This is a genomic window from Thiocystis violacea (assembly GCF_016583565.1).
Taxonomy (GTDB): domain Bacteria; phylum Pseudomonadota; class Gammaproteobacteria; order Chromatiales; family Chromatiaceae; genus Thiorhodococcus; species Thiorhodococcus violaceus_A.
The window spans coordinates 1-19,590 of record NZ_NRRF01000058.1 but is presented as its reverse complement, the minus strand read 5'-3'; the positions used below and the strand labels follow the sequence as shown (position 1 = coordinate 19,590).

Here is a 19,590-nt window from a genome sequence, read left to right as displayed (position 1 = left end):
GAGTAACAGACCGATACGTGGATATGGCGAGAGTCTCTGCACAACCGTGCACAGACCACGCTAATTCCCTGTTCGCAGTCTTCTCCCGATGCTAGGGTCAGCACAGAACCTGCTGTGACAAAGCCCACCAACGGATGCCCGATACCAGCTTCAACTACCTGACCGCGGACAAGACGGATCTCTACCGGACCCTGATGCGGGCGTTCTCCGAGGCCAAAGAGCATTTCCTGGTCCATCTGCGCCCGGAAGATGTGCTTGAGCGTGCGGCGCGCGATGGTCGGCGTCTCGACCTCGACGCCGTCCAGGCGGCCCTCGGCCAATTGGTGGACTGGGGCAACCTCCAGGCCGAGCCCGACACCAGCCGGGTCACCACGGTGGAGGACTTCTATCGCGCTCGTTATCTCTACCAGATCACGCGCGAGGGCGAGGCCGCCCAAGCCGCCCTGGAGACGTATGAGCGCATGCTGGGACATCATGGCGCCCTGCAGTCGGTGGCCCTAGCCGACATCGCCAGCCAGCTGCGTGCCTTGCGCGCACTGCTCGACACCCAGGACAGCGAGGCCGGGCTCGATAGCGCCAAGGCGCACCTGTTGTTGCGCGACATCACCCGGGTCTTTAGCGACCTTGCCGACAACGCCCGCGACTTCATGGCCGGACTGGCCCGAGGGCTCGATCTGCGCCGGGCCGAGCGCGCGGCCTTCATCGATTACAAGGATCGTCTGCTGGACTATCTGCGTCGATTCATCGGCGACCTGGTGACGCGCTCCGCCGAGATCGCCGGGCTGATCCTCGACATCCAGCAGCATGCGGCCTTCCGGCCCCTGCTGGAGCGGATCGCCGAGCGCGACGCCCTGGACCTGGCCCCGGCGCCCGATCTGGACGGCGCCGAGCCCGCCAAGCTCGACTCCGCCCTGGCCAGGGCCCGGATGATCGACGAATGGCAGGCCCGCTGGTCCGGACTCGAGGCATGGTTCATCGGTTCGGCGGACAAACCGTCCCAGGCCGAGCTGCTGCGCTCGCGCGCTCGACGAGCCATCTCCGATCTCGTGGACGCCGTGGTCCAGCTCAATGAGCGCCGGCTCGGGCGCAGCGACCGCTCCGCCGACTACCGCACCCTGGCCGCCTGGTTCATGGACTGCGAGACGGATACCGAGGCCCATCGGCTCTGGCGCGCCGCCTTTGGACTGACTCCGGCACGGCATCTCGGGATCGATAGCGACAGCCTGCAGGCCCGTGCCGAGGAGCCGGTGCCGCCGTCCCGCCCCTGGGCCGAGGCACCGCCGCTGCGGATCAGCCCGCGCCTGCGCGAAACCGGCACCCACGGAAAACGCGGCGTCCCACCGAAGGTCCGTGACCGCAGCAAGGAAAAACAACTGCTCAGGGTGCGACTGGATCGGGAAAGCCTGCAGGCGCGCGAGGCCCGCCGTCGTCTGGCGACCGGCGAGGACATCCGGCTCAGCCAGATCGGACGGCTCGAGCCCGCCAGCTTCAATCTCTTTCTGCGCCTGCTCGGCGAGGCCCTGGCCGCCACCCGAGACCCAGAGCGCACCGTGCGGACGGTCACCGGCGACGGCACCATCAGCATCTCTCTGGAACCCTTGGGACCCGAGACCCGCGCGGTCATCGAGACCCCCGACGGCGCATTCGGCGGCCGGGATTATCGGGTGTGCATCACCGACCTCGAAGCTGGCTCCACTCCCGACTCGGAGCACAAGCGGGATCAAGCGCGACGCGACGAGGCCGTCGCATGAGTCAGTCCAGCCTTGAACCCAACCACGAACCCAACCACGAGCTTGGCGACCGTCTCACCCAGCTTCGCGACGACGAGCGCCGCCGGGCCATGCGTGGCCTGCTGATGCAGCCCCTGCTCTATGCCGATCACCCCGCCTACCGGCTGGTCAAACGCCATATCGACTGGCTCAGGGACTGGCTAAACAGGGAGACCCGCTGGGACCTGCGCCTTGAGGCCGATTTCGCGCGCCTGGCCAAGACCGCGCCCGAGCACGACGACGGCAGCCGTGCCGCCCGCCCCGGCAAACGCCCGGTGGATCTGGATTTCACGCGCCGCCGCTACGCCCTGCTGTGCCTGGTGCTGGCGGGCCTGGAGCGCGGCGAGATGCAGAGCACCCTGGGTCGATTGGGCAAAGCCGCCATGGATCAGTCCGCCGAGCCTGGAGTCGTGGCCAGTGGATTGGTGTTCGAGCTGCGCACCCAGGAAGACCGCCGCGACCTGGTGGCCGTTGTTCGTCTCTTGCTGAATCTCGGCGTGCTGGTCCGAGTGGCCGGCAGCGAGGACGCCTATATCAAGAACGAAAGCAAGGACGTGCTCTATGACATCGACCGCCACGTCCTCTCCGCCCTCTTGGTCACCCGGCGTGGTCCGTCCCTGGTCGGGACCCTGGAACAGCCGGCGGACACCCTGGACCGGCGCATCGGCGCCATCAGTGCCCGTTTCGTCGCCGACACCCCGGAGGCCCGCAATAGGGAACTGCGCCAACGCCTGACCGAGCGCCTGCTCGACGACCCGGTGCTCTATTACGGCGAACTGGACGAGGACGAGCGGGCCTATCTGTTCAACCAGCGTCACGCCATCGTCCAGCGCATCCAAGAGGCGACCGGACTGGTCCCCGAGATGCGCGCGGAGGGCATCGCCATGGTCGACCCGGACGGTGAGCTGGCCGACCAGCGCATGCCCTCCGAGGGCACGGAAGGACACATCACCCTGTTGTTGGCCGGACATCTCGCGGAGCGCCTGTCCCAAGACCGAGCCGAATCCTGGACCAGTCTCCATGCCGCCTATCGGGGTTGGACCGAGCAGTTCGGACGCTACTGGAAGAAGGCCGCCAAGGAGCCCGATGCCGGGCCGTCCTTCTGCCGGGAGGCTGCCGAGCGGCTGGCGTCGCTGGGTCTGGCTAGGATCGAGGCCGACGGCGTTCGCCCGCTACCGGCGATTGCACGGTATGCGGTGGAGGCGCCGCGGATCAGCCGGGTCAGTAAGATTGGTTGACTGATAATCCTCGTGTCGGTGGTTCGGCTCCACCCCTGGGCACCAACAAAACCATGAAAATCATCATGTTTCTCTGAGGCGCGCGGATTTTTATGCCTGAAAGTCCCTCGCGCTGGTGCATTTCCGGTACCGGAGCCTGTAATCATCCCTTCTCTTCATTGCAGTTCCCGCTTGCTTTCTCGCCGCGTGTAGGGCTTCGCTTCAGTGTTATCCTGATACGCTCCCTAACGATCAGGAGCCGATTGACGTGACCCCTGAACAGTTGGCAAGACACCCAACCCTCAAGGAGCGCTCGGCAGCGCACGAGCATTTTCTTGACCTCTGTCGACTCCTGAATGTCCCGACGTGGAATATTTTAAGTATTTGAATCTCATGGAAAGTTTTATGTTTTTCAACCCGATCTTGGAATCGTTGCTGTTCGAGAGCAATGCGGCAAACGTCACTGAAATTTTTCTCTGGCTGACTTTGATTGGATTTCTACTCTCGGCCTTCCTCGCTTTTGTGGGTAAAGGACAGCGATTCGTCAGCGAAACCCCAACCCTTCTCACTTCGCTCGGAATCCTCGGCACCTTTGTCGGCATCGTGGTCGGGCTTATGCATTTCGACCCGCAGAACATCGATGGCAGTATTGCTAATTTGCTTGATGGTCTGAAAACCGCATTCATCACTAGTCTTGTTGGAATGGGTTCAGCCATTTTTTTCAAGATTTTAATCACAACCCCTCTGCTGTCATCAAAGCGCGAACAGGAGGATATCAGCGGCGCAGGACCAGAAGACATTCTGCGTGCTTTGCTGGATCAAAATAGCCACTTTGACCAACTGCGTGTTGCGATTTCCGGGGCAGAAGAAACCAGCCTTGTCGGGCAGTTGAAACTATTGCGAACCGATCAGACGGATCATCACAAAGAATCGCTACGTCACTTGGATGATTTTCGAACTGCTGTTTCAGGCACGGAAGAAACCAGTCTTGTCGGACAGTTCAAATTACTGCGGAGTGATGAACATGACCGCCATAAGGAAACGATACATTCCATCAAAGAAGATCGTGATCGGCTCGACAACTTTGCGCAGAAACTCTGGGAGGAATTGGATGAATTTGCAGAAATGCTCTCCAAGTCGGCCACTGAGCAAATGATGAATGCTCTCAAAGAAGTGATTGCTGATTTCAACAAAAACCTCACCGAGCAATTTGGCGAGAATTTTAAGGCGCTGGATGCATCTGTACAGAAACTGGTTCAGTGGCAGGAAAACTATCAAGCACAACTGGAGCAGATGTCAGCTCAATATGCACAGGCTGTTGAAGCCATCACTAAAACTGAAGCCTCGGTCGCGCATATCTCGGATGAATCTCAACAGATTCCGGTTGCGATGGAAAAGCTCAAAGCTGTCTTGCTGGTGAACCAGCACCAGCTTAGTGAACTTAAAAATCATCTGGAAGCATTCCGCGACATGCGAGATAAAGCGGTTGAGGCCGTTCCTCAGATTCGTGAGCAGGTCGAACAAACAGTCAAGGATGTGACTGCATCTGTGCAAGCCGCCAGTACACATTATACCACCTTACTTGATCGCTCTGAGCGGTACATTCAGGCGCATGACGAAAAAACCCATGCCTTCCTAGAAAAGCTGGTGCAAACAGCCGATGAGGGAATAGGTAAGGTGAAATCAGGATTAGAAAGCAGCGCCAACGATGTTAAAGCGGCCATTTCTACGAGCGCCGATGCGCTGGCAAAGGATGTGAAGAGTTTGCTTTCTGATACCACAAGCGAAGTCACGAAAACGGTTACTGTGGCGAGTGACCATTACAGTAAGTTGCTGGAAAAATCTGATGCTTACATTCAGGCGCACGACAAAAAGAGCCAAGAACTGTTGGATCGCTTCGTGACAGCAACGGGTAAAGGTATCGAGAAAGTCAAGGAAGGTCTCGAAAGTAGCGCCACTGCCGTCAAGACGGCAATCTTGACCGGAGCTGAAGAGTTCGATAACAGCGTGCAGCGTTTGCAAAGCAATCTGACCAGCACATCAGATCAAATTGCTGCTCAGAGCGAAAAGATCCGTCAACAGTTGCAGGATACCTTCAAGGAAGTCAATGAACATGTTCGTGTGATGCTAGCCACGTTATCTGACGAATCAAAATCGCTTTCAAAAACATTAAAAACGACAGGCGAGCAGGTCCAGCGCGATACACAGGAAACACAGAAACAGGTCGCGGAAAGCATCAAACAGATGCAGAGCCGACTTGAAAGCTCCCTAAATGAGGTGTTTGAGGTGCAGGCTCGCTCAATGAGCCGCGCCGCAGAAGGGCTTGAAGATCATATGAAAAAAGCGATCCTGAAGACAGGAGAGGGTGTAAATACACAACTTTCTGCTATTGATCAGGCGATGCAAAAAGAAATTGACCGCGTAATGATGGAGATGGGGCGAGCATTAGCGCAGATTGCCGGTCAGTTTACACAAGACTACATGAAGTTGGTAAGCGCCATGCAGCAAGTGGTTGAGGCGCAACCAAGGCGGATACCATGAGCAATGCGTCGGATCGAACTTTTGGTCGCTCAACAGGTGCGCGTGATAGCGGAGAGCACTGGCTTTCAGTTTCTGATTTGATGGCCGGATTGATGATGGTTTTTCTTTTTGTGTCTATCGCACTCATGAGGGACGCGATGATCGAGCGAGACAAAATCAGAGAAGTTGCTGTCGCCTATCAAGAGAATCAAGTCGAGCTTTATCAAGCGCTGGTCGATGAATTTAAAAATGATCTGAAAGAATGGGATGCAGAGATTGAGAAAGAAACGCTTTCGTTTCAATTCAAGTCTCCAGATGTGCTGTTCGATACTGGAAAAATATCTCTTAAACCTGCATTTCAGGACATCCTGAAAGATTTTTTTCCGCGTTATCTGAGTGTGCTGATGCTATTTCGTGATTCGATTGATGAGGTTCGAATCGAAGGTCATACCAGTAGCGTTTGGAATCATCAAACGACGAAAGACGAGGCTTATTTCAACAATATGGAATTGTCACAAGGGCGCACGCGCTCTGTTCTTTTGTATGTTTTCGGGCTACCCGGTATTGCTTTTGAGCGGTCATGGGTCAGAGAACATGTCGCGGCAGTCGGTTTTTCGTCTTCGCGTTTGGTGAAGAATGATGACGGCAGCGAAGACCTTGAGCGGTCACGTCGCGTTTCGTTCCGTGTGATTACAAATGCAGAAACTCAGATTCGTAAAATTCTTGAAAACTGATTTTTGAATTATGCGCCTAACCGTCGATTTATCTGCATTGCATGCCGCTGTCAGAAAAATGGGAGCGGAGAATCTGAGGCTGGATTTTTCTCTTGAAAAAAACTCAGATGTACTTGATCAGATTGACATTGCTCTTTCAGGAGAAGGAATCGAAGTTGAGCTAAAAGATGTCAATATAAAATCGGGCCTCCTTTCGTATCGGGGAAGGCAGGTTTTGTTATATATTCAAGATCATGGAAAAAGGATTCATTCTGTTTTTGAAGATCCGGAAAAGGGGAATAGGTACCATATAGCAAATTGCCGAAAACTTGTGGAAATGCGAGAAAGAGGTCGATTTGAACGATATGTGGCTACAAATGTGCTTACAGGATCTTTTTTGATATCTGGAATGGATTACTATACAGGTAAAGAATTTAAAGGTGAGGCCGCGCTTAAAGTATGCAAATATTGCTTGGGGCATCTTAACTATCAAGGGTATCGCCAAGGGAGCAGAAGTCTAATTTTTTCTCAATTTTCAATTGATGATTTTTTTGCCGCTTACAGTTCTTTTTTTCCTTATATGCCGAGAAGGAAGGCCGGCGACAAGGATGGTGCATATACCGATGATTGGCCAATTATCTCAGGACAATATAAAGCTGACCAAGGCTTTAAGTGCGAGTTGTGCGGCGTCGATCTTTCCAGCGAGAAGAAACTGCTTCATACCCACCATAAAAATGGCGTAAAAACCGACAATCAACGATCCAATTTCCAGGCTTTGTGTGTTGATTGTCACCGGAAACAGCCCGCTCACGAAAGAATGTTCGTGCGTCATGAAGATATGCAATTGATAACCCGGTTACGCCGCGAACAAAATCACGACAGGCGGCGTTTGAACTGGGATGACATATTCGAGCTTGCTGATACTGGTGTTCATGGTGTTCTGCATCTGTGTCGCGCAAAAAATATGTCTGTTCCCGTGGTTGGTCACGCGATCAAAGCCCCAGGTGGAAGCGTCGTGGCGCAGCTTGAATTGGCATGGCCGCTTAAAAAAATCGGTGTCGCGATTGCCGACAAGGATCTTGATGTCGCCCGCCAACAGGGTTGGCAGGCTTGGTCGATGATCGATGCGTTGGAACAGTTTTGATCGATGAAAGGCGTTTTCCACGGCGTTGCCTAGTCGGCAAGATCGGATGACTGACAATTCCGTGTTCATAGTTTGTTCGAATCCTGCGCGTCTCACGAATAACGTTCAGAAAAAGAAAAGATTGTATATTCGGTGCTTTGCTCCTCGCCGCCTTCCAAGCATGATGGCGCTTGGAAGGCGGGAGGATTCGTGTTGATCAGATTCCGCCCGGCGAGCGATCCCCTCTTGGGATGACCGAACGCCGGGCGTGAGCCTGCGCAAGCCTCCCGTCAATTGCCCGTTGGCATGGGAATGTTGACACCTTCGTTCTTGAGCAGATCGCGAACATGCTGGAACCGCTGATACTGCGTCAGCGTGATCGGACCTGTGTAAACCTCGCTCTGCAGCTTGCGCGGGGGATACTCGACATAGGTCTTCATCAGCTTCTGGATCTCTTCGTTGATGGTGACCAGCGTCCAGGTACGCTCGGTGTAGTTATTCATGAAGATGTCGTAGCGCTCCTGCGGGTCCTGCCACAGGTCGAACACCTGGGGCACGGTGGCGACATACTTTTCCGCCCCTTTCCAGCCGAGATTGGTATCGACCGCCAGACCGCCGGTCTGCTGCCCGTCATCGCCGCGCAGGTTGAACACCGCCTTGTAGTTGCCAACGCGTGCCGCGCCGGGAGTCAGCTCGTTCTCGGTGAAGTAGAACCAGGACTTGCGATCCGACTTGCCTGTTCCGAATAGCACCGGCGACATGTCGTAGCTATCGAAGACGATCGGCGCACCTTCGCGGTCTACCTTGGGCAACTCCACGCCGGCCACGCTGGCAAAGGTCGCCATCAGGTCGAGTCCGCCGACGATGTCATGGCTCTTGCTTCCCGGCTTGACCTTGCCGGGCATGACCGCGATCGCAGGCACTCGGTTGCCGCCCTCGCGCACGGTCCCTTTCGTGCCACGGAAGGGGGTGTAGCCGGCATCCGGGTAGACGTCCTGCCAGGCGCCGTTATCGGTGGTGTAGAAGACCATGGTGTTCTGATCGAGGCCGAGCTCGCGCAGCTTGTCCATGATGTGGCCGATGCGTGCGTCAAGCTCTACGACCGAGTCGGCGTACTTGCTCTTCGACAGCGACTTGTGCTCGTACTCGGGCGCCGGCAGGTTCGGCTGGTGGACCTTCATGAAGTTGACGTTGATGAAGAAGGGCTTGCCGGGATCCTTGGCGGCCTGTTCCAGGAACTCGATCGCGGCCTTTTCGACGTAGCCATCGAAGAAGGGGATGCCGACGACGCCCTTGTCCGGCGTATCGACATACTGTCCATTGATCTTGAAGTCTTCCGTCGGCGTCTCTCCGGCCTTTCCTGACAGCGACCCTTTGGTCACTTTCTGGAACATGGCTCGCAGCTCAGGATCCATATCCGGGAACCAGGTCGGATCGGCATAGGTGTAGGCATTGAGGTGGTAGAGGCCGACGTACTTCATCTCGTCATAGCCCTGTGCGGTGGGGAGCGCATAGTCGGCCTCGCCGAGGTGCCACTTGCCGGTGAAGTAGGTCTGGTAGCCGCCCTGCTTGAGGACGGACGCGAGCGTCCATTCCGCCGCTGGCAGGCCGCCGCCCTGGCCTTGGAAGGCGACGGTCGTCATCCCGCTGCGGTTCGGGATGCGCCCGGTCTGCATCGCTGCGCGGCCAGGCGTGCAGCTCGGCTGGGCATAGAAGGAAAAGAAGGTCATGCCGTCGTCGGCCAAGCGGTCGATGTTGGGCGTCGGCATGCCGCGACCTTCCCCGCCGCCGTAGGGGCCGAGGTCACCATAGCCGGTATCGTCGGAGACGATGAAGAGGATATTGGGCTTATCCGCGGCGAGCACGAAAGCCGGGGCCATTGTCATCAGGGCCGTGAGACATACCGCTGCAGTCAAGGGACTCTTTCTATTCATGCTGATGTGGTTCTCCAGGTTGGCCTGTGAAGATCAGTGAAGGGTCGCTTGGTAATGCATCTCCTGTGTCATGTTTTCGAGCGCGAAGATAGACGCCCAGTCGTCCTTACTGCGGATGACGGTCCAGTCGCTCCTGGCCGCCCATGTCGGCCATCAGCACGTCGCGCACCAGAAACCCTGGGCGCTCCGGCTTGAAGGTCGCGTGAAAGACTAGCATAGGCGCGTCGCCCCGGTTCGCAAACGAACACAGACCGCCAGCCCGCGTAGGGCGCAATAGCGATAGCGTGTTGCGCCGCATGACTGGCAGGCGGCTCGCCCCCAAGACACAACAAGCGCTGCATGTCCCTCGCACGTCGAATTGCGTCTTTGTGCCGCCAGTCTGATGGACCTGCGCCAAAGTCCTTTCGGCGCAATACGCTGCGCTATTGCGCCCTACGAACCCGCAAGGACGGCGGCGCTTGAGCGTGGTCGTTGACATCCCAGCCGTCCGCTATCGGCGGTTTTTCCGACATCGGAGATCACGGCCCGGCTTTCCGCTCCCCGCCTATAGCTGTAGCACGCCGAGGCTATTGGGAGGCCGAATTCGTGACCGTTGAGACTTGCAATTCAGATGTGATGACCCTCGACGCGGCAATCGATGGAGCCAGCCTTTTGACTCCAGCACCCGAGGGTTGGCCGGCTGTCCCGAGTACAGGGAGGCGCCTATACTGGGCATCGGATATCGCATCAGTCGATGCGCTCACCCTCATCAAACACCAAGAGCTGCCTGCGAGCATGGACCTGTGTTCACGCATCCCTTCGTGTTGCGACAGTGAAACCCTTCGCGCCTGTGCGGTTCAACACCCTTCCTAATAGATGAACGAAATCCAAGACGCCCCATTACCCCTGCGGTCCCGCTGGCAACCTCTGCGCCTGGGCCTGGTGGACCTGTTCCACTACGACGACGAGGAGATCTGGCTTCGGGACGGCAATCTGCTGCTGCGCGGCAACAATGGCACCGGCAAGTCCAAGGTGCTGGCCATGACCTTGCCCTTTCTGTTGGACGGGCAACTCATCCCCTCGCGTGTCGAGCCGGACGGCGATTCGGGCAAGCGCATGGAATGGAACCTCCTGCTCGGGGGGCAGTATCAGGAGCGTCTGGGCTACGTCTGGATGGAATTCGGCCGGGACAATGAGGGCACGCCCGAGTTCTGCACCCTGGGCTGTGGCATGCGCGCCGTGGCCGGGCGCGGCGCGCCCGAGCGTTGGTTCTTCATCACTCCCCAGCGCGTGCGCCGCGATCTGATGCTGGTGGACGGCAACGGTCGCGCCCTGTCCAGAGACCGACTTCTCGATGCACTGGGCGATCGGGGCGAACTGCACACCAGCTCCGCCCACTATCGTGCCCGAGTCGACGCGCTGCTCTTCCGACTCGGTCCCCATCGCTACGAGGCTTTGCTCAATCTGCTGATCCAACTGCGTCAGCCGCAACTGTCCAAACGCCCGGACGAGAAGGCCCTGTCCTCGGCCCTGACCGAGGCACTGCCGCCCTTGGATCAGGCCGTGCTCAACGACGTGGCGGACGCCTTCCGCAATCTTGAGGAAGAGCGCAAGACCCTGGACGGGCTCAATGAGGCCCGCGCCTCCGTGGGGGACTTCCTTCAGCATTACCGTGGATACTGCGCCGTGGCGGCCCGGCGCCGGGCGCAAGCCGTGCGTCAGGCCCAGAGTGCCTGGGAACGGGTTGGGACGGAGCTGCGCGAGACCGCCCAGGCCCTGAGCGAGGCCGAGGCGGCCCAGGCCCATGAGGAACGGCGCCAGGGATTCCTCGACCTCAAGCTCCGGCAGAGCCGCACCCAGTTGCAGACCCTGCGCGACAGCCCCGAGATGCGCGACGCCAATCGGCTCAAGGAGGCCGAGGCGCGTGCGGCGGAACGTCGCGGGCACTGCCAGACCTTCCAGGTCAAGCTCGAGCGCCTGGTCAGCGACATCAATCGCCAGGAAGCCCGCTTGGCCGGGGAACAGCAGGCGTGCGCCCAGGAGCGCGAGGCACGGGGTCGAGAACTGAGCGCCTGGCTTGAGCCAGCTCGACTAGCCGGCATCGCCCATGCTCATGAGGGTGCGCTCGCCCCCTTGGACCTACCCGATGGCGGTTCGCGTCCACGATCTGGCTCGGACCCGGCCATCGGCAGGGCTGCCGAGGCCGTCCGGTCTCAGGTTCAGCGGCGCACTGGGGCCATCGCGCAAGTCCGTGGTCTCATCCAGACATTGGACAAGGCCAGACAAGAGGAGCGACGGGACCGGGAGCAACGCGAGCGGGCCATCGAACAGATGGAGCGCCTGGATCAGGATCGTGTCCAAGCCGCCGAGGTCGTCGACCAGCAAGGCGCGGCGCTGGTTTCGGCCCTGCGCCATGCCCTGGACGCCAATCGTGAATTGCGCCTGGAGGACCCGGAGGCCGTGCTCGCCGAGCTTGAGGACTGGTGCCAAACCCTGTCCGGTGAGAACCCCGCGCAGCACGTCTTGCGACAGAGCTACAACGACGCGAGGGACCGTTTGCGCAGTGCGAAGGAAGCGGCCGCACGCGAGCACAAAGAGGCGCGAGCCGCCGTCACCGCGCTCGAAGCGGAACAAGGCCGCATCGAGCAGGGTGAGCTTGCCGAGCCACCGATTCCGTACACCCGCGATCCGGAGGGGCGCAAGGACCTGGACGGCGCGCCTTTTTGGCAGCTCGTGGACTTCGCAGACAGCCTGTCCTCTGACGAGCGGGCAGGGCTTGAGGCGGCCCTGGAGTCCAGCGGACTGTTGGACGCCTGGGTCATGCCCGACGGGACGCTGCGCGACGCCCAGACCTGGGACCGGATGCTCGGGCCGGTTGCACCCGCGCCCCGGAGTCTGCAACAGGCCATCAAGATCGCGATCGATCCCAAGAACGCCGCCGCGGCCAAGGTCGCGCCGGAGACGCTGGACGGCATTCTTGCCGGTATCGGCTGGGGCGAGCAGGCGCATCACGCCTGGGTCGACGGCGAGGGACGCTGGTGTCTCGGACCCGCATCCGGGGCATGGGGCAAGGCCGAACCGGCCTATATCGGTCATGCGGCGCGCGAAGCGGCCCGGAGGCGGCGCTTGCGGGAAATTGCCGAGACACTGGATGCGCTGCAACAGCAGATCGGGACCCTGAGCGACGCGATCGATCAGTTGGCAAGCCGGCTGGAATCCCTGGACCGGGAATGGCACGCCGTTCCAGTTGACCTTGCGGTGCGCGCGGCCCATCAGCGCCATGACGACCTACGCGAACGCCTGGCCGAAAGCAGGGACGCAGTCGAGCACCTGACCGGCATCCTGGAGCAGAGCAAGGTTGCGACCGAACGCTGCCGGGATGCGCGCGATCAAGCTGCCCTGGATCTGGATCTACCCACGGAGGCCGAGGGGCTCGCTGCGATCACCGAGGCCCTGACCCAGTACAACACGCTAGCGGCGGGCTTCTGGCCCAGTTTGCGTCACTATTGGGACCGGCTACAGCGAACCAGCGAGTTGGCCGAGCAGGTCGCCGAACTGGCGGAACGCCGTGCCGAACAGGCCGACGAGCTGGATCGTGCCAAGACCGAGCAGCGCGAGGTCGAGGAGGTCTGGCACACCCTGCGCGAGACGCTTGGCGAAGGCGTCGAGCAGTTGCAGCGGCGGATCGGCGAAACCGAGGCGCACATTCAGGGCCTCGAAGACGACCACAAAGACAATCGCATCAAGCACGCCGCAGCCATCTCCGAGGCTACCCGCTTCTCCGAGCGCCATGCCAGTCTGACCACCAGTCTCCAAGAGAAGGACCAGGAACGTCGAGGCGCCATCGAGGTCCTGGCCTGTTTTACCCGAGTTGGCCTCTTGCGTATCGCCGCCCCGGAGCTGGAGGCGCCGGAGCGCGACACCCCCTGGCCGGTGGATCCGGCGGTGCGTCTGGCCCGACAGATGGAGCAGAGCCTGGGTTTGGTGGACCACGACGACACCGCCTGGCGCCGTCAGCAGCAGGGGCTCTACGACCGCTTCCAGCCCTTGCAGCAGACCCTGTCCCGCTACAACCATTCCGCCCACATCGAGCAGGACGGCGAGCTGTTGCTGGTGCGCGTCATCTTCCAGTCCCGCCCCTGCGGTCCGGACGAGCTGGCCGAAAACCTGGACGCCGAGGTCGCCGAGCGCAAGGCATTGCTCGACGCCAAGGAGCGCGAGCTGCTCGAAGCCCACCTGATGAGCGATGTGGCCACCCACCTGCAACAGCTCATCGGCGACGGCGAGCGCATGGTGGATCGCATCAACCAGGAATTGGAACACCGCCCCACCAGCACCGGCATGAAGCTGCGTCTGGCCTGGGTGCCCCTGGACGAGGAATCCGGCGCGGCACCAGCCGGTCTCGCCGAGGCCCGCAAGCGGCTGTTGCGTCAGACCGTCGCCGCCTGGTCCAACGAGGATCGCGGCGCGGTGGGCGAGTTCCTGCAACGGCGCATCGATGAGGTTCGCCAGTCCGACGACGGCGGCACCCTGATCCAGCATCTCGCCCATGCACTGGACTACCGCCGCTGGCACCGATTCACCGTCGAGCGCTGGCAGGGTGGTCGCTGGCGGCCCGCTTACGGACCCGCTTCAGGCGGCGAGCGGGCGCTGGTGGTCACCCTGCCGCTGTTCGCCGCCGCCTCCAGCCACTACGGCAGCGCCGCTCCCGAGGCCCCGCGCCTGGTCATGCTCGACGAGGCCTTCGCCGGCATCGACGACGACTCCCGCGCCAAATGCCTGGGGCTCATGGCCCAATTCGACCTGGATTTCATGCTCACCAGCGAACGGGAGTGGGGCTGCTACGCCGAGGTGCCGGGTCTGGCCATCGCCCAGTTGGTGCGCCACGAGGGCATCGACGCCGTCTATATCTCCCGCTGGACCTGGGACGGGAGCCAGCGCCGTATCGACGAGCCACCACCGATGATGGCACCCGTCATCGCGCATCAAGACGCCGATGACCCGCAGCAATCCCTGCTCTGATCCTCTCAGGGTCGACCTGCCGCGACTCAAGTCCTTGTTGGATCGCCCGGAACTCGCACGCATCCTGCAGGCGGTCAGGGTTGGACTGGAGCGCGGCGGCGCGGAGCGGGTCTCCATCGCCGATCCCACGGCGCAAGAGCGTCGGGCGCTGGACGAGCTGCTGGGTCGCCGACCCAGCAGCGGCAAACGGCTCGGCCTGCCCTTGCGGCAACTGGAAGACACCTTGCGGCGCGCCGGCCTCGCTCAGGACCTGCGCGCGGCCATGGAAGGACTGGGCGGACCTCTGCGCGATCTGAGCGAGGAGCGCGCGGACCGGCAGCAGGCGTGGCGACAGGTCTTCGACAGCCAGAGTGTCGAGGCGAGACGACTCGGCGCGGCGGCATGGCTTCTGGCATTGGAAGCGGAAGGCGTGTTGAAGCGGCTCGCCGACCAGGACCCCGCGCGCGCCGAAACGCTGCTCCGCCAAGCCCTGAGCGTTCTCCACTGCCTCCCGGAGCAGGGCAAGACCCTGAGCACGCTGGCGGCCGGCTGCCTCGGCGACGCCCACGGCCTGGACGCAGGTCAACCCGTGGCCACCCTGGTCAGACGTGCCCTGGCCGCCGACGACCAGACGCGCTCCACCGACGAGCTTTGGGCGGCTGCCGGTGTCCTGGTCGGCGGCGGCATCAGCAGCACCGTGCTGGCCCTGAATCTGCCCGCCGCTGGAGACGGCGCCACCGCAGCCATCATCCGTACCGCCGCCGGCAGCGGCGAACCGCTCTACCTCACGCTGAGGCAGCTCCTGCGAGCCCCGCCGGTCTGGACCCCAGGCGCGAACCCGATCTCCATCTGTGAAAACCCCGCCGTCGTCGCCGAGGCGGCGAATGCCCTGGGTCTAAATTGCGCCCCATTGATCTGCACCCGAGGCCAGCCCAGCGCGGCCGTCACCACGCTGCTGAACCAGCTCGCCGGAGCTGGCGCCCGGCTCAGATACCACGGTGACTTCGACTGGCCCGGCATCCGCATCGCCAACGGCATCATCAATCGCCACGGCGCCGTCCCCTGGCGCATGAGCGCGGCGGATTACCGCGAGGCGGCGGATTCAGGCAAACCCTTGATCGACGACCTGGTCGCCGCCGCATGGGATCCCGAGCTGAGTCGCGCCATGCAGGCGCGCGGGCAGGTCATTGAAGAAGAGCGGGTGATCCAAGCCCTACTGACCGACTTGGATTCCCGCGCGAACGGCGACAGTCCCCATGACCGAAAGGCATCGTGCCGATGAGCACACGGATGCGCGGGGCGGGACCGATCGCGGAGAGGATGGGCAAAGCCCGCGCGATGCGCCTCGCTCGGAGCGCCGGAGCGCGATGGGCGTGCTCATCATCCCAGCGCGGTGCCTTGGAGGCGTCCAGTCCCCCGCCCATCAACGCGCAATCTTGTCCGTGGACCACAACGCCTTCCGATTGAGATTCGAGCCGCGAACCGATAGGCTCGTGGCTCGATCCCTCCGCCGCATTCCCTGACGTACAGGTGCAGACCATCGCCGCCCGCCGCTACTGGCTTCCCCAGCTCCTCGCCCTGATCCTGCTCGCCATCCTCGGAACCTTGCCGTTCTGGCTGACCGACCTGGATATTCGGACCGCCGCCCTCTTCTATCACCCGGAGGCGCCGGACCCCTGGCTCGAGTCGCGCAAGGCGATCTGGCTCTTCTTCTACCAGGCAGCGCCACTCCTCGTCGGGCTCGTGACGATCGGGAGCCTGGCCGTGCTCGGCGCCAGCACCTTCTGGCCGCGTTATCGACGCTTGCGCCTCTCGGCGATCTTTGTCCTGGCGAGCGCCGTGCTTGGCCCGGGGCTGATCGTGAATGCCGTCTTGAAGGACCATTGGGGACGTCCGCGCCCCCATCAGACCGTCGAGCTGGGCGGGACTCAGGACTATCTTCCGCCCTTGGCGATGGGTGAGGCCGGCAAGGGCAAGTCCTTCCCCTGCGGCCATAGCTCGGCGGGCTTCATGCTGGGCGCCTTCTTCCTCATCTGGCTGAGGCGGCGGCCCGCCCTGGCCTATCTCGCGCTCGGCGCGGCGATCGGGCTCGGGGTTCTGCTCGGCATCGGCCGCATGACGGCGGGAGACCACTTTCTCTCGGACGTGATCTGGTCCGCCGTCATCGTCTACGGCCTGGCGTTCCTTCTCTACTACGTCGTGCTCCGCATTCCGCGGCGCGAGGATGCCTGGGCGAGCCAGCCGCCCGCCGAGCACCGGCCGATCAGGCATCCGGTTGCCCTCGCCAGCGCTTATGCTCTCGCCGCGGCCGCCGTGCTCTTCGGCGTCCTCCTGGCCACGCCCGTGCGCCAGAACCTCTCGCTGGACGTGATCCAGTCCAGGTACGATCCGCCGCCGCGGACCTTGCGCCTGCGTGCCGATCAGGCCCAGGTGACCGTCGCCTGGCAAGGCTATGCGGACCGGGCGGCGCTGATCCTGCTCAAGGGCCGCGGCTTCGGACTGCCAGGGACACGGGTCGAGCATCGGCTGGAGGCGCGGGACGGCGTCCTGACCTTCGCCGTGACGCATCGCGGGCTCTTCACCGAGACGGACACCTCACTGATCGTCGGCCTCGTCCCCGCGGATTGGGACCGCGTGGAGGTCGCGACAGAGGTCGGAGACATCCGCGTCTATCCCATGCCGCCGCACGCGCCGGAGGTCGTCCTCGAGACCGGCAGCGGCAAGGTCCTGCGCGATGTCCAGTGGAAGCCCGCGACCCTGACCACTGACCACTGACCACGCTCAACGGACCTCTGCAACCATGTGCGGCATCGCCGGATTCATCATGCGCTCGGGCCGACGGCCCGAGCCAGAGCAGCTGGAGCGCATGTCCGCACAGCTCGCGCACCGGGGGCCGGACGACAGCGGCATGCACTGCTCCGGAGCGGTCGGGCTGGCGCAGACGCGCCTCTCGATCATCGGCCTGGCCACCGGCCATCAACCCCTGGTCTCCGCCGACGGTCAGCTCGCCCTGGCCGCCAATGGCGAGGTGTACAACTACATCGAGCTGAACGCCGAGCTGCGCGAGCGGGGACGCCATCCGCGAACGGACTCCGACTCCGAGACCATCCTGAACGCCTACGCCGTCCACGGGCCGGACGCTTGGCCGCGGCTGCGCGGCATGTACGCCTTCGCCCTGCATGACGCGCCGCGCGGCGAGCTGGTCCTCGGACGCGACAGGCTGGGGATCAAGCCGCTCTTCTTCGTTCGCCTGCCCGACCGCATCGCCTTCGCCTCGGAGATCAAGGCGCTCCTGGCCATCCTGCCGGAGCGCCCGCAGATCGTCCCGCACGCGCTGCGGCAGTTTCTGCAGAACCAGTTCGCGAGCGGCGAGGAGACGCTGATCGCCGGGATCAAGCGCGTTCCTCCGGGCGAGGTACTGGTGATCGACCGCGACCTGACCATCCGGCGTCATCGCTACTGGTCCGCCCTGGACATCGCGCCGCGCCGCATCGGTGTCGAGGAGGCCCTGGCCGAGCTGGATGCCCGAATGGACGCGGCGATGCGCGAGCACATGCGCGCAGACGTCCCCTTCGGTCTCTTCCTCTCCGGCGGCGTGGATTCCGCAGTGCTGGCCGCCATGCTCCATGCCCATGGTGCCGGGCGCATCAAGAGCTTCTCGGTCGGCTACCGAGGCACGACCATGGCGCATGAGCTGGACGAGGCCGCGCGGGTCGCCGAGCACTTCGGCCTGGATCACACCCCGCTCGAACTGGAGCTCGACCAGGTCTTCGCACGCATCCCGCACAGCATCTGGTGTGCCGACGAGCTGATGCGCGACTACGCCAACCTGCCGACCTCCCTCCTGGCCGAGACCGCCGGCGCGCAGCTCAAGGTGGTCTTCTCCGGCGAGGGCGGCGACGAGGTCTTCGCCGGCTATGGACGCTATCACCCCCGGCTTGGGGAGCGCTGGGTGAAGGCCCTCCTGCATCCGGGGAGCGGCGGCTTCCGCACCCGAGGCCAGTGGGCCGGGCGCTGGTCGCGGCGCCTCTTCGGCCCGGACCTGACGGACCCGGCCATCATCGACCGCGCCCCGTTCCTGCATGCCTGGCGGGAAACGCCCAGGACCTGGTCGGCCATGCAGCGGCGCCAGTACACGGATTTGACGACCGCGCTGCCGGACAATCTGCTGGTCAAGACGGACCGCATGCTCATGGGCTTCGGGCTCGAAGGACGTGTCCCCTTCCTCGACCATCGGATCGTCGAATTCGGGCTCTCGCTCCCTGACAGCCTGAAGGTGCGACAACATCGCGGCAAATGGCTCCTCAAACGGTGGGCCGAGCCACGTCTCCCGCCCGGACACCTGCACCGGCACAAGCGCGGCTTCCACGTCCCGGTCGGCGACTGGCTGCGCGGCGAGGTGGCGGAACAGGTCGGACAGCGCCTCGCACACAGCCGCGGTATCCGTGAATGGTTTCGTGCCGAGTCCATCCCTGATCTGGTCGCGGCCAGACAAGGCGGGCACGGCGGCGGCCGGGAGCTGTTCGGACTCATGCAGTTCGCCATCTGGCACCGGCTCTTCATCGACCAGCCAGGGCTCAAGCCGGCACCGAACGAAGATCCGCTGGAGTGGATCGCGTCGTCTTGATACCCCTCATTCGAGGCGGCCGCGGGCGTATCGACCGATAGGGTGCGAAATACCACCGAGAGGGGCATACCCTCGGGCCATTTCCGGGAAACGACAGGCCGGCGTGCGATGAGCTTCGCTCGAAGCGCCGCGGGTCGACGGGCGTGTCCATCATTCCAGCTCCACATTGCCAGCACCATCAGAGCCAGCAATGACTGGAGCGTCAGCTCGCCCTTCCTGCTGACGTTTACCGTGCCCGAGGCGCTGCGAGCGCTGGTGTGGGCCAACCAGCAGGCGCTCTACGATCACCTCATCGGCGCGAGCTGGGAGACGGTGCGCAACTTCGCACGCAACGACACAGCCCTGCAGGGCGAGGCCGGGGCGATTGCGGTGCTCGATACCCATTCGCGTCGCCTCGACTCAACCTGTCCACCTGATGGTGCCGGCGGCGGCCATCGATCCGGACAAGACGCCGTGGCGCACCACGTCAGGCAAGCGCGGCTATCTGTTCAATCACAAAGCGCTGACCAAGGTCTTCCGCGCCGGCCTTGGTCATCAGTTGAACCGGTGGACTTCGCTCTCGCTCGTCCACCCTACCGGTACCGGGTGGCCGCGGGTGCTTACGCACCCGCGGCTCCCACAGATCCGGACGTGCGGGACTACCGCATCCGGCTCCTCGATTGAGCGCTCGCTGCACAACACATGTCGCACACCCGTTGGACCCTGAA

The 19,590-nt window shown here is 62.2% G+C and carries 10 protein-coding genes, 1 tRNA gene and 1 pseudogene; 11 read left to right on the top strand and 1 reads right to left on the bottom strand.

Features of this window, described 5'->3' with window-relative positions:
• Positions 1-134: 134 nt before the first annotated feature.
• The 6 genes from CKO23_RS18645 to CKO23_RS18620 all read left to right on the top strand — a co-directional run bounded on the left by CKO23_RS18645 (position 135) and on the right by CKO23_RS18620 (position 7,363).
• The gene (locus tag CKO23_RS18645) at positions 135-1,751 is read left to right on the top strand and encodes a TIGR02677 family protein (RefSeq protein ID WP_200333333.1); all 1,617 of its coding nucleotides are present in this window, start codon (positions 135-137) and stop codon (positions 1,749-1,751) included.
• A complete protein-coding gene (locus tag CKO23_RS18640) occupies positions 1,748-3,007 on the top strand; it encodes a TIGR02678 family protein (protein ID WP_200333332.1) in 1,260 nt (419 codons plus the stop codon). The genes CKO23_RS18645 and CKO23_RS18640 overlap by 4 nt, the downstream gene beginning before the upstream one ends.
• A tRNA-Ile gene (locus CKO23_RS18635) sits at positions 2,974-3,052 on the top strand. Before CKO23_RS18640 ends, CKO23_RS18635 begins: the two co-directional genes overlap by 34 nt.
• Before the next feature lie 300 nt (positions 3,053-3,352).
• Entirely contained in the window at positions 3,353-5,527 is a 2,175-nt protein-coding gene (locus CKO23_RS18630; protein WP_200333331.1) for a MotA/TolQ/ExbB proton channel family protein, read from the top strand.
• Entirely contained in the window at positions 5,524-6,240 is a 717-nt protein-coding gene (locus tag CKO23_RS18625; RefSeq protein WP_200333330.1) for an OmpA/MotB family protein, read from the top strand. The genes CKO23_RS18630 and CKO23_RS18625 overlap by 4 nt, the downstream gene beginning before the upstream one ends.
• A 10-nt stretch (positions 6,241-6,250) precedes the next feature.
• On the top strand, positions 6,251-7,363 hold the full coding sequence (locus tag CKO23_RS18620; protein ID WP_200333329.1) for an HNH endonuclease: 1,113 nt from the start codon (positions 6,251-6,253) through the stop codon (positions 7,361-7,363).
• 269 nt (positions 7,364-7,632) lie between these two features.
• Here CKO23_RS18620 and CKO23_RS18615 read toward each other — a convergent pair whose 3' ends face one another.
• Complete coding sequence (locus tag CKO23_RS18615; RefSeq protein ID WP_242482555.1) at positions 7,633-9,276, bottom strand: arylsulfatase; 1,644 nt, start codon at positions 9,274-9,276, stop codon at positions 7,633-7,635.
• 855 nt (positions 9,277-10,131) lie between these two features.
• On the opposite strand from CKO23_RS18615, the gene CKO23_RS18610 reads away from it, so the two are divergent.
• The 5 genes and pseudogenes from CKO23_RS18610 to CKO23_RS18590 all read left to right on the top strand — a co-directional run.
• Positions 10,132-14,277: a TIGR02680 family protein gene (locus CKO23_RS18610; protein WP_200333328.1), complete on the top strand. Its 4,146-nt coding sequence runs from the start codon at positions 10,132-10,134 to the stop codon at positions 14,275-14,277.
• A complete protein-coding gene (locus CKO23_RS18605; RefSeq protein ID WP_200333327.1) occupies positions 14,252-15,538 on the top strand; it encodes a TIGR02679 family protein in 1,287 nt (428 codons plus the stop codon). The genes CKO23_RS18610 and CKO23_RS18605 overlap by 26 nt, the downstream gene beginning before the upstream one ends.
• Positions 15,539-15,786: 248 nt before the next feature.
• A complete protein-coding gene (locus CKO23_RS18600) occupies positions 15,787-17,031 on the top strand; it encodes a phosphatase PAP2 family protein (protein WP_200333326.1) in 1,245 nt (414 codons plus the stop codon).
• A 25-nt stretch (positions 17,032-17,056) separates the two neighbouring features.
• Positions 17,057-18,883 carry an asparagine synthase (glutamine-hydrolyzing) gene (asnB, locus tag CKO23_RS18595; protein WP_200333325.1) on the top strand — a complete coding sequence of 609 codons (1,827 nt, stop codon included), beginning with the start codon at positions 17,057-17,059 and terminating at the stop codon, positions 18,881-18,883.
• 161 nt (positions 18,884-19,044) lie between these two features.
• A pseudogene (locus CKO23_RS18590) lies at positions 19,045-19,412 on the top strand (transposase); the annotation flags it as partial.
• Positions 19,413-19,590: the final 178 nt, after the last annotated feature.